Consider the following 26,686-nt stretch of genomic DNA (forward strand, 5'->3'; position numbering starts at 1 on the left):
CGTAAAAACCCTCCGGAACCATGCGATCTATGGTACGGAGGGTTTCTTTTGGTTGGGTTATAAGGGTTCTGTCCCCTTGAAGAAGGGGATTAAAAGATCAAGTATTTACGCAGATACTTTGGATTGGGTGCAGTATGGAATAATCTCATTGATATCTTCTACCGAGTCCAGCTCATAGAGCTTCTGAATGATAGCCTCTGTATTCTCGCTGTCCAGGATTCCTTTCACCAATTTTCTGAATTTGCTGCAGAGCATCTCGTCTGTCATCGGATTTTCAATACTGCCTGTAGCATGCTTCACCCGGTATTCAATCACATTCCCGTCTACTGTGGTGAGCTTCGCTGCACATTCGTCCTCTTCGAATGCTTCATTGACCACGGGTTTGATTTTATTTCTGAATTCGATCGTCCGCGGATCCAGCACTTTGGCATCCTGATACTGTTCTTCACTGGCATCGCCATCGAGAAAAGCAATAGCTCCTGTATGGTAGATACTGAATTTCCCTTCCAATCCGGTTTGCGGCTCAGGTTTTCCCGTCAACTCAAGCACGTATGGATTGACGGTAATTTCGATTTCTTTTACAAGAGCGGGATCGGCAACTTTTTTCCCCAAGGCAATGCACGCATCAATGGCCGGATGAAGAACGATACCGCAGGCATAAGGTTTAAATGCATTTTTAAGCGTTTCCCACTGGGTTCCCCAATTCACGTTGACCTTGTCGAGATCATGTTCCGGTGCCAATACATTGGCGAAGCCCCTTTTGGCTTCAAGAACTTGCTTGGAGCTGGTAAATCCTTTTTGTGCCAGCAATGCGGCAAGCAATCCGTTCTCGGCCGCTTTTCCGGGGTGGAAAGGCTTGGTCATCGTGCCGAACATTTCACGCAGCCCAAATGCTTGGGTTCCGGCTATACCTAAAGCATACAGCATTTGCTCTTCATTCAATTCCAGCAATATTCCTGCGGCAATGGCGGAGCCGAATACACCGGCCGTACTCGTAATATGCCATCCCAGATGATAATGACTTGGATAAACGGCATTGCTGATCCGCAGCTCCGCTTCTACTCCAAGAATAAAAGCACGCAGTACTTGTTTGCCGCTCAGGCCGTATTTTTCAGCCAGCGCAAAGCAAACAGGGGCCACGGGTCCGCTGGGATGATGGATCGTATCCAGATGGGTGTCATCATAATCGAAAATGTGAGAGCTCATGCCGTTAATCAAGCTGGAGAACAATATATCGGCCTTCTCTTTTCTCCCAAAAATAGACACCTGTTCGGTAGACTGTAGGTCTTCCTTCAAGCTCAACAGCATGTCTACCGAAGGATGATAAGCCGCACCGACGGCAACGCCCATCCAATTTAAAATACTTTTCTTTGCATGCTGAATGACTTCCTGCGGAATATCTTCCCACTTTGTATTTAGGCAATTGTGTACCAGCGTTTGTGTAATCATCTTGTTCTCTCCCTATTCATCCTATTTTTTATGAATTCCCCCTGCCAGTTAGGGGGCATCGTTATCTTCATTGCGGCGATCGAGTTGTTTTATGGCATTGGAATATGCATTCCGAATATGGAATTTGGCCGTCACCTCTGCCAATTCCGGGTCTCTGCTCTCAATGGCATTGAGTATCAGCCAATGCTCCTTCAGGTTTTCCACGGGTCTGCCGCTTTGCGAAAGAGACTTGGCCATAATAATGGTGATATGGGACTGCAGCGTTTGCAAGGCATGGATTAAATACACATTTTCGGAGCCTGATGCAATACCCATATGAAATTGGGCGTTAATTTTGGATAACAGGGCGATATTGCCTTGTTCCGCCGCCTGCTCGGCCTGCTCCAACAGCTTGTGAAGCCTTTGAATAGCGGATTGGTTGGGGTGCTGGGATAACAACCGGGCTCCCAAGCCTTCTAGCATTTCCCTGACTTCATACAGGTGGCGTATTTTTTCATGAGAGAAAGAGATGACCCTGACGCCTTTATGAGGCTCGTACTGTACCAGTCCCTCTTTTTCCAGTTTACGAAAAGCTTCGCGAATGGGCGTTCGGCTAACGCCGAGCAAATTGCCTAATTCACGCTCCGAAAGAATCTTATCCGAATGAAAATCCCCCCTTTTGATCGCATCAAAAATATACTCATATACTCCGTCTACTTTGGTGTTGAATTCCTCCGCCAATTGTACATCCCCCACTCAAATGTGTTGTTTCATTATTTTCTCATGTTTTTTCCATTTTTCAACCTGCTTGACGTTCTCATGAGAGAGGGAAGCCCGGATCGGGTTAAATTGTCGATTTTTGCAACGCTTAAGCCGCCTCGTCATTCACAATCACTTTTTTCCCTTTCATTTTCAGCACGATGGGAATCAGGATCCACAATGCGGCGATGGATAATAAAATCAGGGAGCCCGGTCTTTCTACAAAAATCATATAATTTCCATTGGTCGTAATCAGTGCCCGGCGCAAATTATTTTCAATCATGGGCCCCAACACCAGGCCCAGCACAATGGGTGCCAACGGAAAATCGTGCTGAGTGAAGAAATAACCGACAAGGCCGCAGACGATCAACAGCATAAGATCAAAAACAGATACCTGCACGGCGTACACGCCGAAAATCGAGATGGCTATAATCATGGGTATCAAATATTTGGGCGGCGTTTCGATAATTTTGGCAAATATCTTCACAAGCGGCATATTCAGGATCAGCAGCATGACATTCCCGATAAACATACTGGCGATGAGTCCCCAGGCGATGGTCGGATGCTCCTCAAACAACAAAGGACCCGGCTGCACGTTGTACATAATCAAGGCGCCCATGAGAATAGCCGTCGTTCCCGAGCCGGGAATGCCAAGGGTAAGGAGCGGGATCATCGCTCCCCCCGACGCTGCGTTGTTGGCGGATTCAGGTGCGGCAACCCCTTCAATGGCCCCCTGCCCGAACTTGCCCGGCGTTTTACTCACCTTCTTCTCTACGGAATAGGCGAAAAAGGAAGCTAACGTTGCACCGGCTCCGGGCAGCACCCCAATAATAAACCCCAATAACGATCCGCGGATAATGGGCATGGTGCTGACTTTAATGTCCTGCTTCGTTGGCATCACTTTTTGGATTTTGGCGACGGTCCCCGTATTGAAATCACCTTCGAGAATGGTTTTAAACACTTCACCGAGCGCGAATAAACCGACAGCGACCGTTAAAAATTCAAGCCCTTGAAATAATGCGGGGTTATTAAAGGTAAAACGGGCAACGCCTGAAACGGTATCTAATCCAATCGTGCTCAGCAGCAGCCCGAAAACCGTCATCATCAACGCTTTGGTCATCGATTTTCCGGCCAGCCCGCTCACCGCGCATAAACCGAGGATCATCAAGGCGACATATTCTGCCGGACCGAAACGAATCGCCAGTTTGGATAAAGGAGCCGCCAGAAAGATCAACGCCACCAGGGCGACGATCCCGGCCACGAAGGATCCGATGGCCGAAATCGCCAAGGCCGCTCCTGCCCTCCCCTGCTTGGCCATTTGGTGCCCGTCTAACGTCGTAACGACTGAAGAGGATTCACCCGGCGTATTAAGCAGAATGGAAGTGGTAGACCCGCCGTACATCGCTCCGTAATAAACCCCTGCAAGCAAAATAATGGAGCTGGCGGCGGCCTCGTCCGGACCCAGTCCGCCTGTAACCGAAGCCGTCACCGGAATTAACAGGGCGATCCCGCTCATCGGACCGATTCCCGGCAGTACGCCTACCGCTGTGCCGATCAGCACCCCGAAAAAGGCGAAGAGCAAGTTATGCCATTGAAAGGCGATGCCGAAGCCTGTAAATAAAAACTGTAATGTGTCCATATTTTATCCCCTTTAAATTCCCATCCATGATGGTAATCCAGGTAAGGTACCTTCAAGAACTTCGACATACAGATAATACAATCCGAAGGAAAAGAAGAATGAAATCAGAACGGACCGGAACCACTTTCCTCTTTCCATCGTCTGGAAACCGATCAGAAGAAAAATAAATGTACAAATCACATAGCCGAGAACTTCAAGAAGCAGCACGTATAAGATGGTGGCGGCCAGGATGATGCCGAATCGTTTATAATCCAATGCGGCGGCCTTTTTCTTGCTCTCGCCCTTATATTGAAAGGTCTCATATAACAGCCGGAAACTTAACAGTACGAGAACAAATCCAAGCCCGAAGGGGAAAACGTTGGGCCCTACGCTTGTGTCAATCGAGCTTTGGGCCGCCAATTGACTGCTTTTGTACATGAAAACAGCTCCGATGGCCAGAAAAACCAGACTTGCATATCGATCCACTGTTTTATTCATGTTCGCTCTCCCTTTTAATCACTTGCTCAATTTTCCGAGCCATTCTTTCGTCAAGGCGTCTTGCTTTTTCACATACTCGGTAAATTGCTTGTGATCCATTGTTCCGTCCACCATTTGCGAGTTTTTCATATAGTTCTTAAATCCTTCCGTTTGCATCGCTTTCCCGAAAGCATCGTTCAGTTTTGCCAGGACTTCCTCCGGGATCCCGGCAGCCGCATAAATTCCTCTGAATTGTGCCCAAGAGGTATCCACTTCATATCCGGCTTCTTTATAGGTCGGAACATCGGGCCATTCTTCCAAACGCTTATCCGACATGACGCCCAGCACTCTTAAATGACCGCTCTTGACATATTGGGAAACTTGAGCGGGATTGGAATTGGCTACATCAATATTATTGCCCAACAGAACTGTAACCGCTTCACCGGTGCTTTCATAAGGCACCCAGTTGGCTTCCACACCCGCTTTTTCGGCAAAAATGTTCCATGCTACATTGTGGCCCGAGCCGATTGCGCCATACCCGCCGACATTAAGGGTTTTGGGTTTTTCCTTCATGGCTTTTACCAGATCCTGCAGCGTTTTGTAAGGGCTGTCCGCGCGAACAGCAATCACATACGGGTCGATTTGCACCCCGGATACGTAAGTATAGCTGTCTACGTTAAACTGGTCTTTCAAATTGCTGTTCCACATTCCGATTTGAGAAGGGGTCAATGTTCCAAGCGTATACCCGTCCGGCTTGGCTTTAGCTAATTCCGCCATCTGGGAAGCTCCGCTTCCACCGGGTTGATTTTCAATGAGTATGGGTTTGCCCAAAAACGGCTCCGCTGCTTTGGCCAATTCGCGAGCCATCGTATCTGTGGGACCTCCCGCCTTCGTATGAACCACAATCGTAACGGATTTCGTCGGGAAGTCTAATGTTTTTTTCTCTGCCGCCGCAGGACTTGCCCCCTGACCCTGCCCTTCTGTGGCCATTGTTCCGCAACCTGTGAGCAGCTGTAGCCCGAGCACGGAAGCCAAAAGCAGTGATGCCGATGTTTTGTTCATCATTTTTAAAATCCTCCCTTTTTTTAAAAAAATCGCACAAACCGTCGAACCCCTCTTACCGGTATACCACTTTAGTTAAATGGTATACCAATTGATGCTAATTATTGCGCAAAAGCTCGTTTTTAGTCAAAATCAAAATATCCTTATTTTTTTAAATAAAATACTTAATTATCTCTTATTTTCTTTCATTTTCACTATTTAATATATATTCTTAAAACGCTTACATTTTAAATTAGTGGTATACCGTTTAGTTGTGGTTTAATTGAACTGAAGCCAAACAAAACACAAGATTCTTGCATCTATGAACCATTTCGCCGCGCGTCTGCAGACAAACAGTATCACGCGATATGGTTTTTGTACTTTTATACCCGGCCAAAATAGTCCGATCCTGTTCCCGTTTTGCCGTCCGCCTTCTAAAATTCTCCGCCCGCTCCGAAAATCTGTTACAATGAATGTATCATCTATTCGAAGGAGCGTTTATCACGATGATATATATCATTTACGATTTGGAATTTACAGTCGTGCGGAAGCAGCAGCATTTGGCGGAGATTATCGAGATCGGCGCCGTGAAAGTGGCCGAGGTAAACGGAAGCTTGCAGATTGCAGACAAATTTCAAACGTTCGTCAGGCCGTCCGGGAATCCGGTGCTAACCAGGCATACGACGGAGTTTACCGGCATCCGGCAGGAAGATATGGCGGGGGCGCCCGACTTTCGCGAAGCTGTCGAGCTGTGGACCCAATGGATCGGGAATGAAGACTACTATTTGTGTGCGTGGGGGTCCGATGATAAGTATCAATTGATCCGCCACTGCCGCGAAGTGAAGCTGGATCCGGACTGGATCAAAAACCACAACAATCTGCAGCGGCAGTACTCCAAAAAAGCCGGCGGCGAGGTGTATCAGCAGATCGGCCTGAAGCGGGCCTTGGAAATGGAGGGGATCGCTTTCGAGGGCAGTCATCATCGGGCCCTGGACGATGCGTACAACACCGCCTTGGTATTCGTCAAACGTTTTGAAGATTTCGAGCTGCAGACCAACGCGCCTGAGGATGATTATACATACTCCAGCGAGGTGGTTTATTCTTCAGGCGAAGAAGAGGCCAGCTCTCCTTTTCAAGCGCTTGCCAAGCTGCTGCGGCCGGACGCTTCCTGACGGTGCAGATACAATGATGACAGCCTGCAGCTCATCCGGGACCTTCATGAAGAAGGTCCCTTTCCTTCGCCGGCCGATCAGCCGAAAAAAACTTGTTAAAACAACCTTTTTATTCTATAGTATTTTTTGTATCTGTCTTAAGCCAACGGGAAAAGGAGGATGGCCAGACACAGAACCGGTTAGCCTGTTCTACGCAAAAAGATGAGCCCAGCATCTCCCGGTTAATCGATAACATGATCAAGAGAAACCTGGTGAAACGGCTGCCCCATGGTACGGACAGGCGTACAAATCTGATCTATTTGTAGAAAGAAGGATATTTCATGAGCACCGCTTCACCCGTCAATCAAACGCAGGCCGGAGAAAAACTGCTTCGCGTTATGTTTTTTACGCTGATTCTATCCGTTATGAACGCAACGATGTTCAACGTCGCACTGCCTTCGATCAGCGAAGAATTTCATCTCTCGCCATCCCAGGTCAGCTGGATCGTAACGGGATATATCATCGTCTATGCCATCGGTTCGGTCACCTACGGCAAACTGGCCGATACGTACCGGCTGAAGGATCTGCTCACGTTCGGACTGTTCTTTTTCGCTCTGGGATCGATCGTTGGTCTGATGGCAACGGAGTTCTGGATGGTCATCACCGGGCGAATTCTGCAATCGATGGGGGCTTCCGTTATTCCGGCAACCGGAATGCTGATTCCCGTACGTTATTTCTCTCCCGAAAAGCGGGGGAGAGCGCTTGGAACCACCACGGCAGGTCTCGCGCTGGGTACGGCTATCGGTCCGATTGTCGCCGGCTTCGTGACCAGCTTGGCCAGCTGGCGCTTTCTTTTTTGCCTTTCCCTGCTCGTTTTGCTGACGCTGCCGTTTTTCCGCAAATATTTGGACGACGCCAAAGGGCACGCTAAGAAAACCGATCTCCTCGGGGGAGGATTGATGGCCGGGACGATTGCCTTCTTGCTCCTGGCTGTGACCAACGGAACGTGGACGCCGATGTTCATTGGAGCGATCCTGCTGGTTCTGTTTATTTGGCGAATCCGAAGCGTCGATCATCCGTTCATCCAGCCCGCTTTGTTTCGTAACAAACAGTACACCTACGGCATTCTTATTGCTTTTCTCTCCACCGGACTCAGCTTCGGAATTCCGTTTATCACTCCTCTTATGCTGTCAAACCTGAATCATTTGGCGCCGGCAGTCATCGGATTCATCATGTTTCCCGGAGCTCTGACGGCATCGCTGCTCGGTAAAACGGGCGGAAAAATTGCAGACGGAAAAGGCAATGCCCAACTAATCTATACTGCGGTCATCCTGCTGTTTATTTCTTTCAGCTCGTTGTCTCTTGTCGCCGGACTATCGCCGTTGATTGTCATGATCTTCCTTGTATTCGGCAATGTGGGACAAACGTTCATGCAGATCGCCATGTCCAACCTGGTTTCCCGGACCCTGCCGAAAGAACAGGCCGGAGTAGGCATGGGCCTGCTTATGATGATGAATTTCATTTCCGGAGCCACAGCGACGACAATCATCAGTAAAATGCTGGACTTCGGCACTTCTTCACTGCAATTCAATCCGTTTCTTCTGTATAGACCGGCATTGATCTACAGCAACATATTTGCCGTTTTGGCATTCATGGTGATCGTCGTGTGCACCATCTTTTATTTCCGGCTGGGCCGTGGTGTCAAAAGAACAATCTGAAGCGGCTTTTTCGTTCCATTTTTCAAACCATCATACAAAAAAGGGCCGCATCATTGTACCGTTTTTCATACAAAGATAACGCATTGGCCCGGATGGAATGAAAAAATACGCATCTGTCCGTCTCACATATCCCCCGGTCACTTGAATATATTTAGTAACAAGCACTTATTTTAAAGTCTTGATTCACTATCGTCTGGTACCGTTCGTGCTTTTGAATACGGATTTCCATTATAAAAAGCCTTCAGGAGGTGTTCCGTATGACTAAACCTTTATTTACCGTATCCCGTGAAGACTGGTCGCTGCACCGCAAAGGGTATCAAGACCAGACCCGACATCAAGAAAAAGTACGTGAAGCGATCAAGCAAAACCTGCCTGACCTGGTGACGGACGAAAGTATTGTGATGTCGGACGGCAAGCAGATTGTGAAGGTGCCTATACGAAGTCTGGATGAATACCGTTTTCGCTATAACTACAACAAGAGCAAGCATGTCGGTCAAGGGGACGGTGACAGTCAGGTTGGCGACGTGCTGGGGGTTGATCCCCAGCCTGCTTCAGGCTCGGGCAAAGGCGAGGGCGCCGGTGATCAACCCGGAGAAGATTATTACGATGCGGAGGTTCAAATGGAAGAGCTGCAGTCCATGCTGTTTGAAGAGCTGGAGCTTCCTAACCTGCAGCAGAAAGAAAAACATAATGTGACGACGAAAGAGATTATATTTAACGACATCCGCAAGAAGGGAATTATGTCCAACATCGATAAGAAGCGGACGATTCTGGAAAATCTGCGCCGAAACGCACGCGGGGGCGACCCGGGGATTCACCATATCAGTCCTGACGATCTTCGGTTCAAAACGTGGGAGGAAATCGTTACGCCGCACTCCAATGCGCTTATCCTGGCTATGATGGATACATCCGGATCCATGGGAGTGGCAAAACGAACCAAAGTCTGCTTAGGCCAAGGCCCAAGGCAGACTTTTTTTCATCGAAATTATAATACTCCCTTTAACGGAATGGAAATGGAAAATTCCGTTATGCCATTCTCGCTTTTCAGTTGAATGGACCCATGATAGCGTTCCACCAGCTGCCGCACGATATGAAGCCCCAGGCCGGAGTTTTTCCCATTCTGTTTTGACGTAAAGCCCGGCTGAAACATCTTTCCCTGAATATCCGGGGCGATCGGATTCCCCCTATTCATCACCTTGAGCTGCAGCTGATGGTGGACGACCTCGCCTTCCACCCGGATAAACCTGTTTTCCGGATTCAGCTCCATGGACGCGTCGAACGCATTATCGATTAAATTGCTTAACAGCCTGACAATATCCGTCGCCTTCACCGGGCTCAGCTTTACTTTTTCCATCTGGCTAAAGGCATACTCAAAACGAATTTGCTTGCTCTCGGCTTGCGTGAGTTTGGCCTGAAACAAGGCGATGAGCGGCGGGTTGTTGATATTCACCAGATCATTGACTACCCGTATTTCGTCTACCAGCGTCTTCGTATAGGAATGTAATTCCTCGTACTGCTTTAATGTCAGAAAAGCATTGATCGTTTGAATATGATTGATAAAATCGTGCCGCTGTTCCCTGATCGATTGAAACAAAGTTTCGATATCGCCGGCATAGGCGTCCTGTACATCCTGTACGGCAAGTTCTTTATTGCGGTTGTACAATATAAAAATGGAAGCAATAATAGCCAGAGAAATGCCGATGCAGATCAACATAAATAACAAAGTGTTGCTGAATTGTTTCTGCAACAGCTGCTGAATCTCCGTATAGTCATACGAGATTTCAATTAAAGGGGGCGTCCCGGCAGCATTGTATTTTATATAATCCCCATGGATCGGAGTTAAGCTTTTGAACACCTGCTTCCCTTCGGATATCGTGGTATAAAACACGGTATTCTTGGTCTCAAGCGCCTTTTGGCCAAACTCCTTGTCATCGGGTGACTTGTACCGGTATTTTCCAAACAAAACAAGCCGTTCTGAATACCAATTGCTTGGAGTAGGGTTCAGACCGAGATGCTGGCGGTTCATCAATTTATCCGAATTCAGTACCGATATGTCCAGTCCGATATGTTCATTTTCTTTCGTCAGCCTGCGAATGGCATCTTCAATGCCGGTTAAGCTTTGATATGTGCGGAAGTCGGTATTATGTACAAAAGGATTAATGATATAATTCGTCGTTCCATCATAGTAATAGCCCCATTTGTTCACGCTCTCCGGGTTGGAGGTCGCCGTGTCGAAGGGAGAGCTCCAGTAATGAGGCAATGCCTGTCCCATGCCGACATCCACATCCTGAAGATCGAACAATTGATGGAATACTTTGTAGATCGTATCCCAGCCCTTGGAGCTTACATTCAAATCTTTAGGGTCTGAAGACCTCACACCTACGATATCGTCCGCTGTCCGTTGGAATAAGGTAATATGATTAACGCCAAGCTGCCGGCTCAACTCAACAAGCTCTTGATTATCTATGTTGCCAATATCGGGATCAAGCTTGAATTTGGCGGCTATCGCTGCAGTACGGAGGTTTTGCCCGATGAGATCCTCTACAAACTTCTCACCGGTCGCCGATTGTTCGAGGCTCATCCGAACGCTGTTGTAAAGCAGCAGCATTCGATCCATTTGATTTTGGATGATGATGTCTTTCATGTGCTGGTAATATATGAAACTCAATGTCATCAACACAAGGATAAAAACAAGGGACGTTTTGAGAGGTATTTTCTTTAATAATACCATGCGGCCACCTCTGTTCGATATGATAAACCATGTTCTAAATATAATTATAGCCGATGTTGTATGAATTTGTCGAAGCCGGACGATCAAGCGGATGGTTGCGGCCTGCCGCTTCGATTCCTTGGGGAGCGTTTAAGAAAAACCATGAAAAAGAGGCCCTCCCGTAAGTAGTATGAGCTACTTATGGGACAGCCCCAAATCCATCGATAGGAGACCAGATAAAACCAGGATGCCGCGAACGGTTAACAATGAGGGCAGCCCATAAAACAACGGCTTTGGCTGCCAAGAAGTTACTTATTCCTGGTCTTCTTCCGCGCGGCGCTGCTTCACAACACCCTTCAAGTCATCCTGCGCGCTCCGCTCCCAGAGGGGCACGCCTGTCCGATAAGCCGCCCGTCCGATCAGATGTCCGGCAACCGGCGCGGTGATGAACACGAAGACGATACCTAACAGGAGCCTCGCACTAGTGTACCCTTCAAAAATAATAAAGTACAAAAACGCACCAAATAAAATGCTGAGCACGCCGAGCGTTGCGCTCTTCGTGGCTGCGTGCGAACGCAGGTAGACGTCGGGGAGTCGGATAAGCCCAAAGGCACTGATCGCGCTAAGGAGAGCGCCAAGGAGCACCAGGATTCCGATCAGCGGTTCACCGATCGTTAGAATGATCTCTTTCATGCTCAATGACCACACCCCTTTCTATATATTTCGAGAATGCGATCGTTCCCAAAAAAGCCAGGATTCCGATCAGCAGTATAATTTCAAGATAGGCTTGCGTTCGCAGCATAATCGACAGGATGGCTACAATGGCAATCAGCTGTATGCCGACCGAATCCAGAGCAATAATCCGATCCGGCATAGACGGTCCCTTCAGCACACGGTACATGCATCCCAGAATCGAAAGTGACAGAATGATCAACGCGACAAACAACATCTCAGACAGCATTATCTCGTCACCTCCATGATGGCCTTCTCGAATGTTCCTTTGATTTGCTCCGCCAACAGCTCGGCATCATGAATATCCATGGCGTGAATATACAGGGTGCGTGGGTCCGGAGAAACCTCTAATGTCAGCGTTCCTGGTGTGAGAGTAATTAAACAAGCGAGCAATGTAATTTCCCAATCGGAATCGAGCTCGGTCTGGAATGCGAAAATGCCCGGCCTTATATCGAGCTTCGGTCGAAGAATTTGTCGGATAACCGTCACATTGGAGAGCACTAATTCCTTCAGGAACAACACCAGCAGCTTCCATATCGCCCACAATCTCCGCATATAAAAATCATCATAAAAAAAACGTCTTAACGCATAAACAAAGGCAAGACCCAATAAATAACCCATGAAAAAATTGGAGAAATCCCATGCGTTGTTGAGAAACATCCAGACAAAAGCGATGATTAAATTCAATATGATTTGAAATGCCATGATCATCTACCCCTTTAGCACCGCATCTATATACAACTGCGGATAAAGCAGTACATCCCCTGCCTGAGACACATAAGGATACACCCATTCAGCGCCTGCACCAAGCAAAACGATAAGAACAAGAAGAAACGCAGCCGGGGTCAAGAGACATTTAGGCAAGCCCTGCTCCGGTTCACGAGTCAAACGAAACTCTCCCCAAAAACCGTTCATAAAAATATTCATCAGCGAATATAAAACGAGCAAGCTGGAGGCAAGACCGATACCTGTAAGCCAGTAATGAGCGCCTTCCAAACCGCCTTGCACAATTAACAGCTTCCCAATGAAGCCGCTAAGCGGAGGAACCCCGACAATCGCCAGCGCCGTTACGAAAAACATCCATCCCATGACAGGATGACGTTTAATCAAGCCGCCTATATCCTTCAGTTGAGCTGAGCCTGCCGCTGCGATTAAAGAACCGCCCAGCAGAAACAACAACGCCTTGGCAATCATATCGTGCACAAGATAGTACACAACCCCTTCGAGTGCGGCCTTGTTTGCCACAGCCAGACCAAAACAGATAAAGCCTACGGAAACCACGATATTATAGATCATAATTCGGTTAATATCCCGGTAAGCAAGGGCGCCAATCGCTCCCAGAATCATGGTTGCAGCGGCCATCCAGACGATAATGGTATGCGTGACCCCCGGCTCGTGATAAAAAATAAGTGTAAAGGTCCGGATGATGGCATATACTCCAACCTTGGTCAGCAAGCCGCCGAACAGCGCGGAAATCGCAGCGGGAGGCGTACTATAGGAGCCCGGCAGCCAAAAGAACAGAAACAAGCCCGCCTTTAACCCGAATACGATGAGAAATAAAATCGCTGTCACGGTCAAAATACCGCCTTGCCCCGCCTCCGCCACACGGGCGGACAGATGAGCCATGTTGAGTGTACCCACTGCGGCGTACAGGTAAGCAACGGAAGCTACAAACAGCGCTGAGGAAAGAATATTAATAAGGATATACTTGAGCGATTCTCTCAGCTGCAGCTTTGTCCCTCCAAGAACAATCAACGCGTAGGAAGAGATCAGCATGACTTCAAAACAGACGAACAGATTAAAGATGTCTCCCGTTAAGAAGGATCCGATAACCCCAACCAGGAGAAACTGGCTGAACGTATAAAAATAATGCTTTTCTTTTGCTTCTCCGATGCTGCCAAACGCATAAAACAAGCACGCGGCGCCTATGATTGCCGTGGTCAGCACCAGCAGAGCGGCAAACATGTCCGCTACGAACACAATACCGAAGGGAGGAAGCCATCCGCTCATATACAAGGTATGGATCCCTTTACTTTGCACCTGCTGCACCATGTAAGCCGATACGGCAACGTTCAACAGCACACTGAAACCGGTAATCCGGCGCTGTATGGCAATATTGCTGAAAAAAATGAGAATGATTGCTGTAACAAGAGGTATCAACAGCGGCAGTACGATCAAATTACTCATCATCTTGTCCCCTTAACTGTTCCATATCGTCCGTCCCAAGTTCACGGTACGCCCTGTACGCAAGTACAAAAAATAACGACGTTACACCGAAACTGATTACAATTGAAGTCAGGATCAACGCCTGCGGCAAAGGATCGGTGTAGGCCACCGAGTTCTCTCCTAACAGCGGCGCGGCTCCCGTCTTCAATCTTGACATCGTAAGAAGAAGCAGATGCACTCCATGGGTGATGATGTTAGTTCCCAAGATAATTCGGAGCAGACTGCGGCTCAAAATCAGATAAGTCCCAACTGTGAACAACACGCCGATGGTGACGGACATGAGAATTTCCATAGCTAGCGATCCTCCCCAACCGACAGAATAATGGTCATAGTCACTCCTACAACCGCTAAATACACACCCAGATCAAAAAGCACAGCCGTAGCCATTGCGGTTTTCCCAAGGATCGGAAGCTCCCAGTAGTCAAACGTGTGGCTAAGAAAAGGGACGCCAAACAGGAACGAGCCAATCCCTGTCAATACGGCCAGCAAGAGTCCAAAAGCCGTTATTTTCCGAAAATTGAACGGAACGACTTTGCGGATGGTCTCCATATCGAAGGCCATAGCCAGCAGCACTAACGCAGCGGCACTCATCAGCCCTCCGATAAAGCCTCCGCCGGGGTTGTTGTGACCTGCGAAGAACAAAAACGCAGATACGGTCAAGATGATAAATACGATGATTTTCGTTGCGGTTTGCAAGATGACATCATTGGCCTTCATGAAAGCGCCCCCCTTCACGAAATCTTCCGGATTGTAAAGCCCCATTCCTGTCGTCGGAATCCGTGTCCGCCTGAGCTGCCGAATCGTTGGGCTTGCCCTCACGGAGCTTGATCAATGAATAAATCCCCAGAGAGGCAATACCCAGAACCATGATTTCCAGAAGCGTATCAAAGCCCCTGAAATCGACCAGAATGACGTTTACGATATTATTACCGCCCGCAGACGCATAGCTTTCTCTCACGTAATACTCCGATATCGATTCGAACATACGCGATCCATGGGCAGACAAAGCGACTAAAGTCACCACGATCCCCACTCCAATGGAAATCAGCAGATTCGATATCCGAAACGGGATCGTAGACACTTCTTTTTTCAGCTTGGGCAGGTGATAAAAGCAAAGCAGGAAAAGCGCAACAGACACGGTCTCAACAATCATTTGGGTCAGAGCCAGATCGGGCGCTCTAAAAATAACGAAAAACAGTGTAATCATATAGCCTACAGCGCCCACCAGAATAACCATTGTTAACCGGGAACGGGCGAACGGGACGGCTACGGCCGCAGTCAGCATCACCGCAACAAGGACGATTTCATAAATCGAAATATCAGCGTATTCGGCGCCTGTCCAGTTTAATCCGTCCGATCTGATCAGCACAGAACCGACGATGAAAATAAAAAACGTGAAAATATAGACCAAATAATCACGGATCGAGCCTGTCATGTACATCCGCGTAATCCGGTTGGACACCCGTTCCATGAGCTGAAGTCCCCGGTCATAAAAATAATTCAATGCCAGCTTCTGCGGGAATATCCCATAGATGCCCTGCCAGCGCCTTAACTGCATATAAAGCAGCGTACCCAGCGCTATGACGCCCATGGTCATAAAGAGCTCAATTGTCCATCCGTGCCAAAACGATATGTACACCAAGAACTTGTCACCTGGTTCGAGAAGCCCCGGAAGCATGGAAGCCAAGGCGGGTTCGATCAAAGAATAAGACAAGATATCAGGGAATAGTCCGAACAGAACGACTAAAGAAACCAGAACGGCTGGCGACAGCAGCAAACCTAGCGGAGCCTCATGAGGCTTCTTTTCCAGCTTGTCCGACTGGTATTTGCCTCTAAAGGTCCGAAATACAAGGATCATACAGTAGATAAATGTGAAAACGCTGGAAATCCAGGCCAGGACGGGAAACAGCATCCCCCATGTTTGCATATTATAAATATCCATTTTCGATGCATTCAGTACCCCGGTAAAGAACATTTCCTTACTGAGAAAGCCGTTAAACGGCGGCAGGCCGGCCATCGAGAACGCCCCAATCAGGGCAAACGTGTACGTCACCGGCATCAGTGAAGCCAAGCCGCCGAGTTTACGGATGTCCCGGGTTCCCGTTTCATGGTCGATAATGCCCGCGACCATAAACAGCGCACCCTTAAACGTGGCATGATTGATCAGATGGAACACGGCGGCCGTCATCGCCAGAATATAAAGCTGAGACTCTTCACCATATCCGAAGTATAAGGCGGCAGAGCCGAGTCCAAGCAAGCACATGATCAACCCAAGCTGGCTGACCGTTGAAAAAGCAAGAATGGCTTTTAAATCCGTTTGTTTGACAGCCGAAAACGATCCCCAGAACAGCGTGACCAGACCGAACGCGGATACAAGCCAGAACCATTCGGCAGACCCGGCAAATACCGGAGTGAGTCTGGCCACTAAATAAATGCCTGCTTTTACCATTGTGGCCGAGTGCAAATAAGCACTGACAGGCGTTGGCGCTTCCATCGCATCGGGAAGCCAGATATGAAACGGAAACTGCGCCGATTTCGTGAACGCTCCGAGCAGCATAAGAAGCATTGCGGGAATAAAGAGGGCATGTCCCGTCACCGCGTCCAGATTGGCAATGATCTCCCGAACGCTGAAGGTGCCTGACATGACGTACAGCAGAACGATACCGGCAAGCATCGCGAATCCGCCGAACACGGTAATGAGCATCGATTTTAACGCGCCATATCTGGCTCTCTCTCTCTGATACCAGAACGCAATCAAAAGAAAAGAGGACAAACTCGTCAATTCCCAGAATCCATACAGTACTACAAGGTTATCGGAAAGAACAACACCGAGCATGGCTCCCATAAACATTAACAGGTACGCATAGAAGTTATGAATGGCTTCTTTGTTTTTGTATAAATAGAATATGGAATAAAGCACAACAAGACTTCCGATTCCCGTAATCAGCAATGAAAACAGGAGTCCCAATCCGTCCAAATAAACCGTGAAACGAATATCTAATGAAGGGATCCACGGTGCCGACAGATGCTTGACATCACCGTTTCGGACCGAAGGCAGCTGCATAATAAAGTACGTAAACAGCAGTACCGGCGCCGGCAGAACAAACCATCCCGTATGAATACGCCGTACGTATTTGTAGAGTAGTGGAACGACCACTGCAAAAAGAAACGGCACAAAAATCGCTGCATGAAGCAAAGACAACCCTATTCCTCCATTCCAAAAAATATAATTTGTATCTTTATCTCTGTCGAGAATCAAGAATCATCGATTGTGAAAAATTTGCAAAAAGTCCCCCCTATGATCGGTATAAAACCATGTTATTATGCGCACCTTATTACTAAAACATTCCTTTTAACAACAACAGAATTGTCGAATTTAAACAAACAACCATTTTAACATGTTTTGGAGTGGTAATCATGCTATGGTACAAAATCACCGCCTGCGCAGCAGTTTTTGTCATGCTCCTGCTTTGGAGCTGGCAGACAGATCGAAGCATCCGTAACCACCATTATACCGAATCCTTCCAGCAATCCAGGGAGAATGGAAGGATTGTACATGCACATCAGCTTTATTCTCCATTGTACACATTCCGTCCTCGCGAATACGTAAAAATTATTCGGTACAGATTGGATTAAGAGTGACGTTGTGTAGAATACAGTATACATCATATTTGTTACGAAATATAACACGGAATGGTTTCAAAAAAATGATGCATAAACATGAAGAAGCTATCCGCAGCGGACAGCTTCAGGAAGAAGAACCTGATTTTCCAAACGAGGACCGTGACACTAACGGTCAAAATCAAAGTGATATTTAATATCCAGGTGCCTGTCGGTCAATATTATATTTTTGATCACCTCCTGCAGCAAAACCCGTGTCCGCTCCAAATCCTGAAGCTCCAGCTTTTTAAATTCATCCAGGTAACGGTCAAGCGATGATGCTTCCGTTATTTGTCCGGCCAGCTCCCCGAGTTGTTTCTCCAAAAGGGCGGTTTCTTCGTCAAGCCGCTGGATCTGATTCTTCATCTCAAGCATCTGCCGTTGATAGGATTTTGCATCGAAAAGTTCCCTTTGCTGAAAAAGATCGACCTGATTTTTCCTCCACTTTTCCCGCGTTTGCCGCTTTACCTTCATCTCCTGCCGCAGCCGCTCCATTTCTTTCTCTTTATTGACGGTAATCCTGAACCAGTCGTTAGGCAGCTTGTCCAGCCGGGTGCGTATAAGTCTAACGACGGCCCCCTCCAGCTCGTCGGCGTTTACATTCGCTTGCGGGCAAACCTCGCGGCCGAACTTGTGATACGTTTTGCAGATGTAGTACCGGTACTCCTTGCCGTTGTAGGATCGTTTTTGGCAAATCATCCCCTGATTGCACTTGCCGCAGATCAAGATGCCGGTAAGCGGATGGTAGGCCCGCCTCGGTGCACGGTTATGACTTTTGGATGAAAGAATCCGCTGCGCCTCATAAAACGTTTCCTTATCGATTAACGCCTCATGCGCGTTCTCAACGATTTGCCATTCGGTCCTATCCATCCGCAGCTGTACCTTCTTCTTCGTCATTTTCCCGCTGTCGTCATATTCCCGCTGCAGCTGATTGCGCCTGGTGCCGTAAACCACATGGCCGATGTAGGCTTGATTGCGAAGCAGCTTGTTCACACTTTCACGGCTCCACAGGTTGCCGTTTTTGGTCCGGATGCCCTTTTGATTCAAATATTCGGCTACTTTAAAGGTGCCCATGCCCTTGTGCACATAGAGATCAAACACGAGGACGGGAATATCCTTCCGTTCGGGATCGATCTCAAGCTTCTTCGTTTCCTTGTTGACTTGATATCCAATGGGTGGCTCTCCTCCCCACTGTCCCCTGCGCGCCTTCTGCTTTCTGGCGCTGCTGACGCGCGCTGATATTTTTTTGCTCTCTTGTTCGGAGAGGACGGACAAAATATCAAACGTGATGTTATCTTTATTGAGCGAGTCATAATTATCATTAATGGCTACGACCCGTACGCCGTATTGTTCGAACATCCCGATGATCGCCGGATTCTCCTGCTTGTCGCGGCCCACCCGGCTGACTTCCTTGAAAACCAGCAGCTGAAACCGATGATTTTTGGCATCCTGTATGGCCCGTTTCATTTCGGCGCGGTCAAACACACTGGTGTAGTAACCCGAAACCGCCTCATCCCGGTAAAGGATAATATCCGTATCATCGTACTGCCGGCCCAATCGGCTGATATATTCCTGGCATTGGCTGATTTGATTCTCAATCGAATCCCCTTGCTGATCCGTACTGACCCTCGCATAAATCGCACATTTTATTTTTTCCTGCTGCATGAGTGTTCCCCCTGGCTTGAGTTCATTGTAAAGGGCTCATCAGAAGGTTCAAGCGCCGCATGAATCGGATCGTTCACGGATACTTGGACGTCCACCCCGTACTTGGTTCTGGCGAATTCCGCCACCCTGACTGCCATCCACTTGGATACAGGCTTATCTCCGTCCACCTCATTGAAGGTAAAGTTCATCTGACCGCCCTCCATCCATGTCATCCCTTACCTCAATGTATGTTGAAGAAAGCTTGTCTTATGTGCCGCTCTTTCGTGTGGACAAAAGATCCGGCAGCAAAAAGAAAACCTTTCGCAGAGCCTCGCTCTGTGAAAGGTTCGTTGCAGACTGTTGATGACCGGTTATCTTCCCATCCATCCGCCGTCAACCGTTAAAAGTTGTCCGTGAATATAATCGGAAGCGCCCGAGGCCAGGAAAACAATACTGCCCTTGAAATCGTCCGGCAAGCCCCATCGTCCGGCCGGAATGCGTTCCATAATTTGACGGCTTCTGGTTTCGTCCTGCATTAATGCCGTATTCATATCCGTGGCAACATATCCGGGGGCAATCGCGTTCACATTGACATGGTGCCGTGCCCATTCATTGGACAAAGCCTTCGTTAATTGGGCTACGCCGCCTTTGGCCGCAGCGTAGGCAGGTACGGTAAGCCCGCCCTGAAAGGACAGCAGAGAAGCGATATTGATGATTTTCCCTTTCTGCCGCGGAACCATATGGCGCCCGGCCTGCTGGCACAACATCCAAACCGCCTTGAGATTGACGTTGATGACATCGTCCCAATCGGATTCGGGAAAATCCACAGCCGGCGATCTGCGCTGGATTCCGGCGTTGTTCACCAGAATATCCATCTTCCCGAAAGCGGATACAACCGAAGGGACCGCATTCTTCACATCGTCCGGCCGATTCATGTCGCAAGGAATGATCGTGCATTTTCTGCCGAGCCGTTCGATTTCTTCTTTTAATTGCTTTTGTTCCGCAGAACGCTGCAGGAGAGCAATATCCGCCCCCGCCTCCGCCAAAGCTAAAGCCATGGCATAGCCGATTCCTCTGGTCGCACCGGTAACCGCCGCCACTTGGCCATCCAACCGAAATACATCAAGAATCATGATTAGTCCTCCAACGGGATTAAGGTCGAATAATAATTTTTAAGGCCTCTTCAGGATTTTCCATCAGCGCAAATCCTTCCGCAATCCGTTCGAGAGGCAGTTCATGCGAGATCAGACCGGAAAGATTCACTTGATCTCCAGCCATGAGGGCAATGGCCGTTTGAAAATCGGTTCTGCTGTAGCAGCGTGTCGTGGTCAAGGAAAGCTCCTTAAAATGCATGGCGGCCAAATCGACCGTCGGCGGCTGTTTAAATAAGCTGACTACGACGATTTGCCCCTGAATTTTGGCCACCTCCGTCATTTGTTTGGCAGTGACGGAAGTTCCGGCTACTTCAAACACGACATCGGCACCTTTGCCGCCGGTTAAGCTTTTGATTTCTTGAGTGATATCCGTCTGCCTGGCATCAAGGACCGTCCACCCGAGTTCCTGAGCTTTCGCAATCCGGTAAGGGCTTACATCGACGGCAATAATCCGTCCCGCTCCGCTGCGCCTGGCGACCATGCCGACAAGCAAGCCGATCGGACCGCAGCCGATAATGACGACGTCGTCGCCGATTTTAACATGGGATCGGCGAACCGTATGAACGGCTACGGCTAACGGTTCCGTGAGAGCCGCCAAGCTGTCGGATAAATGCCCGGGATACCGGTGCAGACGGTGCACAGGCACCTTGGCATACTCGGCAAATCCGCCGTCCATATCGATTCCGATAAGACGAAGCGTTTTGCATACATGGGTCTGTCCGGCAAGGCAAGCTTCACATTCCCCGCAGCTCAGGGTAGGCTCTATAACAACGCGTTCCCCGGGTTGAAAGGAGCTGTCTCCGGCCACCTTTTCGATCACGCCGCAAAATTCATGCCCCAAGGCAAGGGGCGCTTTGGCCCGGGGATGCTTTCCGGCATAAATCATCATATCCGTACCGCAAATGCCTCCCGCCAGGACGCGGATCAACGCTTCTCCATGGGTGGGTTCAGGTATCGGCAGCTGTCCTGGCACCACCTTTTTTTCTCCCAGATAAATACCAGCTCTCATCCCGTTCATCCTTCCGTCTTTGAATTACCATGCTTATGATGGCCGTCGTTATCGTTCAAAAAAGAACAAGCTTTGTGAGACGGTTTTAAAGGCTTCCGTATAATGATCTTTGGCCGCTTGCCGGATATGCTCCTGATCCCCTTCAGAAATCGCGTCCACGATGGAACGATGCTGATGGATCAGCTGCGGCACCCCTTCCACAGCCCGGGCAAACCGGTTTTTAGTGGCTACCAGCAGGGCGGCAAATATGATAGGCCGAATGCCGTTCCATAAGCGGAAAATCCTTTGATGGTTGCAGTAGCGTATCATCGTTTCATGAAATTCCATATCATATCGAGAGAAATCGACATCGTCGTTATGCTTTGCGGCCAATTCCATCTTGTCTATGATATGCAGCAGCGTATTTCTTCTGCTTTCATTGAAATCATGTGAGAGGCGCTCCAATATGAAGCCTTCGATCAGAATGCGAACATCATAAATTTCCTGCATATCTTCCGGGGTTAGGCCAAGAATCACAACCCCCATGCGTTCCAGGCGGATCAGCCCTTCATTTGAAAGGGTTTTCAATGCGTCCCGAACGGGGCCTCTGCTTGTGCCAAAATCCGCGGCAATCTGATTCTCGGACAATACGGAGCCTTTCTCCAGTTTTCCGCCAATGATTTGAATTCTTAGTTCATTGGCTATTTTCTCGCCTAAAGGCAGCCCTTCCATTAAGGAGGCCGGAAATTCAGTATTCATCGGTGTCCCTTCATGATTAGATGATTTCGGTAAACTTGTTAACAAGTTTACAGTTATAATTTTACAAAGAAATTGAACATCAATCAATACGTTCAGGAAAAAAAACATAGGATTTTATCTTAAATGAAATTCGCCTCGAATTTACTTTTTATGGACTTCTTTGAGGCGGCGTTGCAGCAAAGGCAAATACGGCCCCTGCCGCCCAGAAAAAAATCATCAGCCATAAAACAGGATTGTAATTTCCGAGGCGATCGTATGCGAATCCCAGCTGCATCGGACCTACAGCCGAACCGAACACCATGGCGAACGTCGTCATGCCGCTGATTTGAGCCAGGTGTCGGCGGCCATAATAATTGGCCCATATGACCCCCAGAGGCACATTGATCAGCCCTTGTCCTACTCCCCATGCGACAGCAAACAGGAAGATCATCATCTCCGATTGTGCTGCAATGAGAAGTATCGGGGCCAACAGGTTGATGACAAAGGTTAAACCAAGCATCGCGTGGACCTTGACCCGCTCGACAATGAATCCGGCGATCAACGAACATGCGAAGCTGATCAAAGGAATAAAACTCAAGATCCAGGCGATCGTCGTTCGATCGATCCCATGCTCGTTCAAGATCGAGAAGATATGAATCGTGATTCCGCCATATATCATTGGCGGCACAGCCGTGCAGCCCATAATCAACCAGAAGGATTTGGTTCTCATGGCCTCGCGAAGCGTCCAGGCATCTTCGGCAGCCGGAGCTTGCGAAGATGCCTGATCCGAGCCCGGCAGCATATGATCCGGTAACAACCCGACATCTTCCGGTTTATTTCGCACAAGAAAAAAAGCTGCAGGAGCGAAGCAGCATAAGATCGCTGCACCTAACACCCTCCATGCCGCAGGCCAGCTAAAGGTTTGAATCAACCAGTTATTCAACGGGGGAAAGATCGCCGCTCCGAGCAATCCTCCCAGGCCGGCATAACTTAATGCCCGGCCTCTCTGTTTGACAAACCACTGGGAAACCAGGGTGTTCGGAATAAGAAACATCGAGCCCTGTCCTAACAAACGGATCATAAAAAAACCGATAAACAGAGTCAAGGTCCCCGCCACAAAGCTGTTCCACCAGCATGCCAATCCCAATAACACAGCGGTCCACGTCATCATGACCCGATGCCCGAAACGGCCAGTCAATTTCCCCACGGCAAACAATAAGAATCCGGCAGTCAAAGTAGCCAATGAATACAGGCTTGAAACCGTTGTTCGATCCATATGAAAGTCTCTCATATAGAGTTCAATAAAGACCGAGTTCGAATAAGCTTGGCCCGGCCCGGAAAAAAAGATGCCCAGACCGCTTATAAAAACGATACACCAACCGTAATAAAATGAGGTTTGAATGGGAACAGATTGCGTGTAGGAACGATTTGAAGCCATGTCGTCGTTTGAATATGACACGAAATTCCTCCTACCTGTGGAGTATCTGTTTTTAAAATGTTTTATTTAATGCCGGAGGTTGCAATGCCCTCTACGATATACCGTTGGAAAAATAAAAACATTAAGAATACCGGTACGATGGATAGCACCGACATGGCAAACAGTGAACCGAGCGCTGCCTCCCCGCCCGCATCGGTAAACATTCGAAGTGCCAGCGTAACCGTATATTTCTTCACGCTGCTGAGATACAAAAGCTGGCTAAAGAAGTCGTTCCATGTCCAAATGAATGTAAAAATCGTTGTCGTCACGATGGCCGGAGTCGTCAACGGCAGAATGATCCGTGTATAAATGCCGATGGGACCGCATCCGTCTACGGTTGCTGCTTTATCCAGCTCCCGCGGCAGGGAACGAATAAATTGCACGGTGAGAAAAACAAAAAATCCTTCAACGGCAAAAAACTTCGGTACGACAATGGGAAGTATGGTATTGACCCACTCCAATTTATTGAAAATAATATATTGCGGAACAATCAGAACATGCAAAGGAATCATCATGGTCATCAGCATCAGAGCAAACATCACTTTTTTCCCCTTGAATTCCAGGCGCGCAAAAGCATACGCCGCAAGCGAGCACGATATGATATTCCCGATCACGGCTAGTCCGGCCATAAGCAGCGAATTAAGGTAAAAGGTCGTAAATGTCGTCCCCGATGTCCCCTTCCAGCCTTTGATGTAGTTTGAAAGCGTAAGGTTTCTCGGCCAAAGACTGTTGTCTGTCAGGATGGTTTCCGTAGGTTTAAATGAACTGATGAGCATCCATAGTACCGGGTACAGCATAATGATGAACCCTGCGATGATAAGTGTGTGAAGCAGCACCTTTTGTATTCGAACATTGATTGCCATTTGATCCGCCACCCCTAATCCGCGTAATGAACCCACTTTTTCGTCGTCAAAAAGATCAGCCCGGTGAAGCATGCGATGATGATAAGCAGTGCCCATGCCATGGCGGAAGCGTAACCCATCTGGAAGTTGCCGAAACCGTTCTGATACAAATAAAGCGTATAGAATAACGTCGAATTGACGGGTCCGCCCGTTCCGTTACTGATAATGTAGGCCGGCGTAAAGGCTTGAAACGAACTGATAATCTGCATGATCGCATTAAACAATACAATAGGGGACAGAATGGGCAGAGTAATATGGAAAAATTGACTCCACTTGCCCGCACCGTCCAGGGATGACGCTTCATAATAATCCGGGGGAATTTGTTTAAGTCCAGCCAGAAAGATCACCATCGGAGAGCCAAACTGCCACACCTTCAGAAATATAATGGACCAGATGGCATAATCGGGCGTCCCCACCCAGCTTGGCATATCGATCCCGATCAAGCCCAACACTTGATTGACCATTCCGTGATCACCGAACACCTGCTGCCAAAGAATGGAAATCGCCACACTTCCTCCGATGAGAGAAGGGATGTAATAGACTGCACGATAAAAGCCAAGCCCTCGTATGCCCCTGTTTAAGAGCAGCGCCAAAAAAAGAGCAAAGGCTAATTCTAACGGCACCGCAACCAGCACATAAATCAACGTGACCTTTAGCGCTTGCCAGTACTGCGGATCCGAGGTGAACATCGTTATATAGTTTTTTAGTCCGATCCAATCAGGAGAGGATACGAAATTATAGTTCGTAAACGAAAGATACAACGAGCTGAGGATCGGGATGGCGCTGAACACCAGAATTCCGATCAACCAAGGTCCGAGAAAGAGATATGGAATGATCCATAACCATCGCTTGCGGTTAAATAATATCGACATAGCATGAGATCTCCTCTGTATAACAGGAGCTCAAGCGTTAGCCTTTGAGCTCCTGCCCTATGATTTGACTTATCGATTCAAAATCTGATTCGCCTGGGCAAAGAAATCGTCTACCGCTTGTGGAATGGTTTTCTTGCCGAAAGCGATAGCTTCGTTATTGGAAAGCAGCAGTTTTTGAACCGATGTGCTGCCGCCCGGCATCGTTGGATAAGGCTTCGTAGACGGCATCATTTCATTAACGAAAGCGTACTCCTTCTCCTCCGGCTTGCCAAGCAGCGGCTTGATCACTTCCTGCATGGCTTTGGAAGCCTGCGGACCATGCTCACCTTTAAAGATTTTAGCCGCATCCGGATCGTTCACGACGAAGTCAATCAGCATGGCCGCTTCCTTAGGATACTTCGTTTTTGCGGAAATTCCCAGCGAAGCCACGATCAGAGGAACCTTCTTTTCGCCGTTCGGGTCCATAGGATAGCTGACGATACCGAGTTCATCTTTCGTGCTGCCTTGATAGATTTTTAACTGGTTGGAGCTTTTGCTGATCATCGCCACCTTGCCTCTTGCCAGCATCGACTGTTCCTGTGTTTTATCCCCTTGCTCGGATTGAATGGCCGCAGGCGGGGTCAGGCCTTCTTTTCGCATTTGATCCCAGAACGTAAACCAGTCGGTTAGATCCTTCTTATCGATGCCCAGCCCGTTCTCTGTAAACACCGACTTGCCCCTTTGCTGGGCGTACAGCTCCAGCACCCTGTACACGCCGCCTTCATCCTCCGTTGCCCAAGCATCATTACCCAACGATTTTTGAAGAGCCCTCGCCGTCGCAACATAGTCATCCCAGGTCCAGTTGTTTTTAGGCATGTCCAAACCTGCATTTTTAAACATAACCGTATTGTAAATAACCCCTGTAATATTGTGTCCAAGGCTGATCGCATACAGCTTGTCATTCACTTTGCCTCCGCCAACGTCAACCGGATCGAAATCCTTCACATTCAAATCGCCCGATGCGACTAACGGATCCAGGTCAAGCATCATATTTCGCTTTACAAAGTCAAATTGAAAGAAGCTGCTCGTTTGCATCACATCCGGCGCGTTGCCTCCGGCTGCTTGCGTCGTGAATTTTTCCGCATATTGGTTCTCGGTCGTGAATTCACGCGAAACTTTAATGTTTGGATGCTTCTGCTCAAACAAATCGAAAAGCTGATTCATTTTATCATGGCGTGCTTGTCCGCCCCACCAGGCCACACGCAGTTCCACTTTCTCCCCGCCGTCGGACTTGTCCGCATTAGCGTTCGCGCCAGTAGTCTCTTCGCCTCCGCAACCGGCTAACCCTGCAACCAACGCGGCAGTCATTATCGGAAATAACACTTTTTTAGGATTCATGGATTTCCCCTCCG

The 26,686-nt window shown here is 48.4% G+C and carries 26 protein-coding genes; 4 read left to right on the plus strand and 22 right to left on the minus strand.

All coding sequences use genetic code 11. The annotated features are described in order from the left end of the window. Positions 1–105: 105 nt before the first annotated feature. The 5 genes from BLT35_RS05845 to BLT35_RS05865 all read right to left on the minus strand — a co-directional run bounded on the left by BLT35_RS05845 (position 106) and on the right by BLT35_RS05865 (position 5,347). Positions 106–1,449, minus strand: a complete 1,344-nt coding sequence (locus tag BLT35_RS05845) for an MmgE/PrpD family protein (protein ID WP_074727272.1) — start codon at positions 1,447–1,449, stop codon at positions 106–108. A gap of 48 nt (positions 1,450–1,497) precedes the next feature. Further along, entirely contained in the window at positions 1,498–2,184 is a 687-nt protein-coding gene (locus BLT35_RS05850; RefSeq protein WP_082660622.1) for a GntR family transcriptional regulator, read from the minus strand. 112 nt (positions 2,185–2,296) lie between these two features. Beyond that, complete coding sequence (locus BLT35_RS05855) at positions 2,297–3,826, minus strand: tripartite tricarboxylate transporter permease (protein WP_062406870.1); 1,530 nt, start codon at positions 3,824–3,826, stop codon at positions 2,297–2,299. Positions 3,827–3,838: 12 nt separating this feature from the next. After that, positions 3,839–4,303 carry a tripartite tricarboxylate transporter TctB family protein gene (locus tag BLT35_RS05860; RefSeq protein ID WP_074727273.1) on the minus strand — a complete coding sequence of 155 codons (465 nt, stop codon included), beginning with the start codon at positions 4,301–4,303 and terminating at the stop codon, positions 3,839–3,841. 18 nt (positions 4,304–4,321) lie between these two features. Beyond that, complete coding sequence (locus BLT35_RS05865; RefSeq protein WP_074727274.1) at positions 4,322–5,347, minus strand: tripartite tricarboxylate transporter substrate binding protein; 1,026 nt, start codon at positions 5,345–5,347, stop codon at positions 4,322–4,324. A gap of 482 nt (positions 5,348–5,829) precedes the next feature. On the opposite strand from BLT35_RS05865, the gene BLT35_RS05870 reads away from it, so the two are divergent. The 4 genes from BLT35_RS05870 to BLT35_RS05885 all read left to right on the plus strand — a co-directional run bounded on the left by BLT35_RS05870 (position 5,830) and on the right by BLT35_RS05885 (position 9,244). Then, on the plus strand, positions 5,830–6,495 hold the full coding sequence (locus tag BLT35_RS05870; protein WP_054817143.1) for a 3'-5' exonuclease: 666 nt from the start codon (positions 5,830–5,832) through the stop codon (positions 6,493–6,495). Between the two features lie 92 nt (positions 6,496–6,587). After that, positions 6,588–6,800 (plus strand): MarR family transcriptional regulator, encoded by a 213-nt coding sequence (locus BLT35_RS05875; RefSeq protein WP_074727275.1) that lies wholly within the window; start codon positions 6,588–6,590, stop codon positions 6,798–6,800. A 15-nt stretch (positions 6,801–6,815) separates the two neighbouring features. Then, positions 6,816–8,192 (plus strand): MFS transporter, encoded by a 1,377-nt coding sequence (locus BLT35_RS05880; protein WP_074727276.1) that lies wholly within the window; start codon positions 6,816–6,818, stop codon positions 8,190–8,192. 257 nt (positions 8,193–8,449) lie between these two features. Continuing rightward, on the plus strand, positions 8,450–9,244 hold the full coding sequence (locus tag BLT35_RS05885) for a DUF444 family protein (RefSeq protein WP_302621125.1): 795 nt from the start codon (positions 8,450–8,452) through the stop codon (positions 9,242–9,244). Here BLT35_RS05885 and BLT35_RS05890 read toward each other — a convergent pair. The 17 genes from BLT35_RS05890 to BLT35_RS05970 form a co-directional block, all read right to left on the minus strand. Beyond that, positions 9,178–10,809, minus strand: a complete 1,632-nt coding sequence (locus BLT35_RS05890) for a sensor histidine kinase (RefSeq protein WP_217634697.1) — start codon at positions 10,807–10,809, stop codon at positions 9,178–9,180. The two genes, BLT35_RS05885 and BLT35_RS05890, sit on opposite strands and share 67 nt — an antisense overlap. Positions 10,810–11,214: 405 nt before the next feature. Further along, positions 11,215–11,595 (minus strand): monovalent cation/H(+) antiporter subunit G, encoded by a 381-nt coding sequence (gene mnhG, locus BLT35_RS05895; protein WP_074727278.1) that lies wholly within the window; start codon positions 11,593–11,595, stop codon positions 11,215–11,217. Further along, positions 11,567–11,863 (minus strand): Na(+)/H(+) antiporter subunit F1, encoded by a 297-nt coding sequence (locus tag BLT35_RS05900; RefSeq protein ID WP_074727279.1) that lies wholly within the window; start codon positions 11,861–11,863, stop codon positions 11,567–11,569. Before BLT35_RS05900 ends, mnhG begins: the two co-directional genes overlap by 29 nt. Then, positions 11,863–12,339, minus strand: a complete 477-nt coding sequence (locus BLT35_RS05905) for a Na+/H+ antiporter subunit E (protein ID WP_074727280.1) — start codon at positions 12,337–12,339, stop codon at positions 11,863–11,865. Before BLT35_RS05905 ends, BLT35_RS05900 begins: the two co-directional genes overlap by 1 nt. A 6-nt stretch (positions 12,340–12,345) precedes the next feature. Beyond that, a complete protein-coding gene (locus tag BLT35_RS05910) occupies positions 12,346–13,821 on the minus strand; it encodes a Na+/H+ antiporter subunit D (protein ID WP_074727281.1) in 1,476 nt (491 codons plus the stop codon). Continuing rightward, positions 13,814–14,152 carry a Na(+)/H(+) antiporter subunit C gene (locus tag BLT35_RS05915; RefSeq protein ID WP_074727282.1) on the minus strand — a complete coding sequence of 113 codons (339 nt, stop codon included), beginning with the start codon at positions 14,150–14,152 and terminating at the stop codon, positions 13,814–13,816. The genes BLT35_RS05910 and BLT35_RS05915 overlap by 8 nt, the downstream gene beginning before the upstream one ends. Positions 14,153–14,154: 2 nt before the next feature. Further along, a complete protein-coding gene (locus BLT35_RS05920) occupies positions 14,155–14,577 on the minus strand; it encodes a Na(+)/H(+) antiporter subunit B (RefSeq protein WP_074727283.1) in 423 nt (140 codons plus the stop codon). Further along, positions 14,564–17,062, minus strand: a complete 2,499-nt coding sequence (locus BLT35_RS05925; RefSeq protein WP_083351208.1) for a Na+/H+ antiporter subunit A — start codon at positions 17,060–17,062, stop codon at positions 14,564–14,566. The genes BLT35_RS05920 and BLT35_RS05925 overlap by 14 nt, the downstream gene beginning before the upstream one ends. 587 nt (positions 17,063–17,649) lie before the next feature. Further along, on the minus strand, positions 17,650–19,185 hold the full coding sequence (locus BLT35_RS05930; RefSeq protein WP_074727284.1) for a recombinase family protein: 1,536 nt from the start codon (positions 19,183–19,185) through the stop codon (positions 17,650–17,652). Beyond that, positions 19,167–19,397, minus strand: a complete 231-nt coding sequence (locus BLT35_RS05935) for a hypothetical protein (protein ID WP_175471934.1) — start codon at positions 19,395–19,397, stop codon at positions 19,167–19,169. Before BLT35_RS05935 ends, BLT35_RS05930 begins: the two co-directional genes overlap by 19 nt. A gap of 138 nt (positions 19,398–19,535) precedes the next feature. Next, positions 19,536–20,297, minus strand: coding sequence for an SDR family oxidoreductase (locus tag BLT35_RS05940; protein WP_062406858.1), 762 nt, complete (start codon positions 20,295–20,297; stop codon positions 19,536–19,538). Between the two features lie 19 nt (positions 20,298–20,316). Further along, positions 20,317–21,327 carry a zinc-dependent alcohol dehydrogenase gene (locus BLT35_RS05945; protein ID WP_074727286.1) on the minus strand — a complete coding sequence of 337 codons (1,011 nt, stop codon included), beginning with the start codon at positions 21,325–21,327 and terminating at the stop codon, positions 20,317–20,319. Between the two features lie 48 nt (positions 21,328–21,375). Next, the gene (locus BLT35_RS05950) at positions 21,376–22,065 is read right to left on the minus strand and encodes a GntR family transcriptional regulator (RefSeq protein WP_074727287.1); all 690 of its coding nucleotides are present in this window, start codon (positions 22,063–22,065) and stop codon (positions 21,376–21,378) included. A gap of 148 nt (positions 22,066–22,213) precedes the next feature. Then, positions 22,214–23,503 (minus strand): MFS transporter, encoded by a 1,290-nt coding sequence (locus BLT35_RS05955; RefSeq protein ID WP_083351210.1) that lies wholly within the window; start codon positions 23,501–23,503, stop codon positions 22,214–22,216. 41 nt (positions 23,504–23,544) lie between these two features. Then, positions 23,545–24,384, minus strand: a complete 840-nt coding sequence (locus BLT35_RS05960) for a carbohydrate ABC transporter permease (protein ID WP_074727288.1) — start codon at positions 24,382–24,384, stop codon at positions 23,545–23,547. 14 nt (positions 24,385–24,398) lie between these two features. Continuing rightward, complete coding sequence (locus BLT35_RS05965) at positions 24,399–25,295, minus strand: carbohydrate ABC transporter permease (RefSeq protein WP_074727289.1); 897 nt, start codon at positions 25,293–25,295, stop codon at positions 24,399–24,401. A 69-nt stretch (positions 25,296–25,364) separates the two neighbouring features. After that, entirely contained in the window at positions 25,365–26,672 is a 1,308-nt protein-coding gene (locus BLT35_RS05970) for an ABC transporter substrate-binding protein (protein WP_054817136.1), read from the minus strand. Positions 26,673–26,686 lie beyond the last annotated feature (14 nt).

This window comes from Paenibacillus naphthalenovorans, from assembly GCF_900099895.1.
GTDB classification, from domain to species: domain Bacteria; phylum Bacillota; class Bacilli; order Paenibacillales; family NBRC-103111; genus Paenibacillus_G; species Paenibacillus_G naphthalenovorans.

What these genes read in the sequence shown, in the direction of transcription:
- BLT35_RS05845 (WP_074727272.1), bottom strand. Translation starts at nt 1,449, where the DNA reads ATGATTACACAAACGCTGGTACACAATTGCCTAAATACAAAGTGGGAA.
- BLT35_RS05855 (WP_062406870.1), bottom strand. Translation starts at nt 3,826, where the DNA reads ATGGACACATTACAGTTTTTATTTACAGGCTTCGGCATCGCCTTTCAA.
- BLT35_RS05860 (WP_074727273.1), bottom strand. Translation starts at nt 4,303, where the DNA reads ATGAATAAAACAGTGGATCGATATGCAAGTCTGGTTTTTCTGGCCATC.
- BLT35_RS05865 (WP_074727274.1), bottom strand. Translation starts at nt 5,347, where the DNA reads ATGATGAACAAAACATCGGCATCACTGCTTTTGGCTTCCGTGCTCGGG.
- BLT35_RS05870 (WP_054817143.1), top strand. Translation starts at nt 5,830, where the DNA reads ATGATATATATCATTTACGATTTGGAATTTACAGTCGTGCGGAAGCAG.
- BLT35_RS05880 (WP_074727276.1), top strand. Translation starts at nt 6,816, where the DNA reads ATGAGCACCGCTTCACCCGTCAATCAAACGCAGGCCGGAGAAAAACTG.
- BLT35_RS05885 (WP_302621125.1), top strand. Translation starts at nt 8,450, where the DNA reads ATGACTAAACCTTTATTTACCGTATCCCGTGAAGACTGGTCGCTGCAC.
- BLT35_RS05890 (WP_217634697.1), bottom strand. Translation starts at nt 10,809, where the DNA reads ATGGATCGAATGCTGCTGCTTTACAACAGCGTTCGGATGAGCCTCGAA.
- mnhG (WP_074727278.1), bottom strand. Translation starts at nt 11,595, where the DNA reads ATGAAAGAGATCATTCTAACGATCGGTGAACCGCTGATCGGAATCCTG.
- BLT35_RS05900 (WP_074727279.1), bottom strand. Translation starts at nt 11,863, where the DNA reads ATGCTGTCTGAGATGTTGTTTGTCGCGTTGATCATTCTGTCACTTTCG.
- BLT35_RS05905 (WP_074727280.1), bottom strand. Translation starts at nt 12,339, where the DNA reads ATGGCATTTCAAATCATATTGAATTTAATCATCGCTTTTGTCTGGATG.
- BLT35_RS05910 (WP_074727281.1), bottom strand. Translation starts at nt 13,821, where the DNA reads ATGAGTAATTTGATCGTACTGCCGCTGTTGATACCTCTTGTTACAGCA.
- BLT35_RS05915 (WP_074727282.1), bottom strand. Translation starts at nt 14,152, where the DNA reads ATGGAAATTCTCATGTCCGTCACCATCGGCGTGTTGTTCACAGTTGGG.
- BLT35_RS05920 (WP_074727283.1), bottom strand. Translation starts at nt 14,577, where the DNA reads ATGAAGGCCAATGATGTCATCTTGCAAACCGCAACGAAAATCATCGTA.
- BLT35_RS05930 (WP_074727284.1), bottom strand. Translation starts at nt 19,185, where the DNA reads ATGCAGCAGGAAAAAATAAAATGTGCGATTTATGCGAGGGTCAGTACG.
- BLT35_RS05935 (WP_175471934.1), bottom strand. Translation starts at nt 19,397, where the DNA reads ATGACATGGATGGAGGGCGGTCAGATGAACTTTACCTTCAATGAGGTG.
- BLT35_RS05940 (WP_062406858.1), bottom strand. Translation starts at nt 20,297, where the DNA reads ATGATTCTTGATGTATTTCGGTTGGATGGCCAAGTGGCGGCGGTTACC.
- BLT35_RS05945 (WP_074727286.1), bottom strand. Translation starts at nt 21,327, where the DNA reads ATGAGAGCTGGTATTTATCTGGGAGAAAAAAAGGTGGTGCCAGGACAG.
- BLT35_RS05950 (WP_074727287.1), bottom strand. Translation starts at nt 22,065, where the DNA reads ATGAATACTGAATTTCCGGCCTCCTTAATGGAAGGGCTGCCTTTAGGC.
- BLT35_RS05960 (WP_074727288.1), bottom strand. Translation starts at nt 24,384, where the DNA reads ATGGCAATCAATGTTCGAATACAAAAGGTGCTGCTTCACACACTTATC.
- BLT35_RS05965 (WP_074727289.1), bottom strand. Translation starts at nt 25,295, where the DNA reads ATGTCGATATTATTTAACCGCAAGCGATGGTTATGGATCATTCCATAT.
- BLT35_RS05970 (WP_054817136.1), bottom strand. Translation starts at nt 26,672, where the DNA reads ATGAATCCTAAAAAAGTGTTATTTCCGATAATGACTGCCGCGTTGGTT.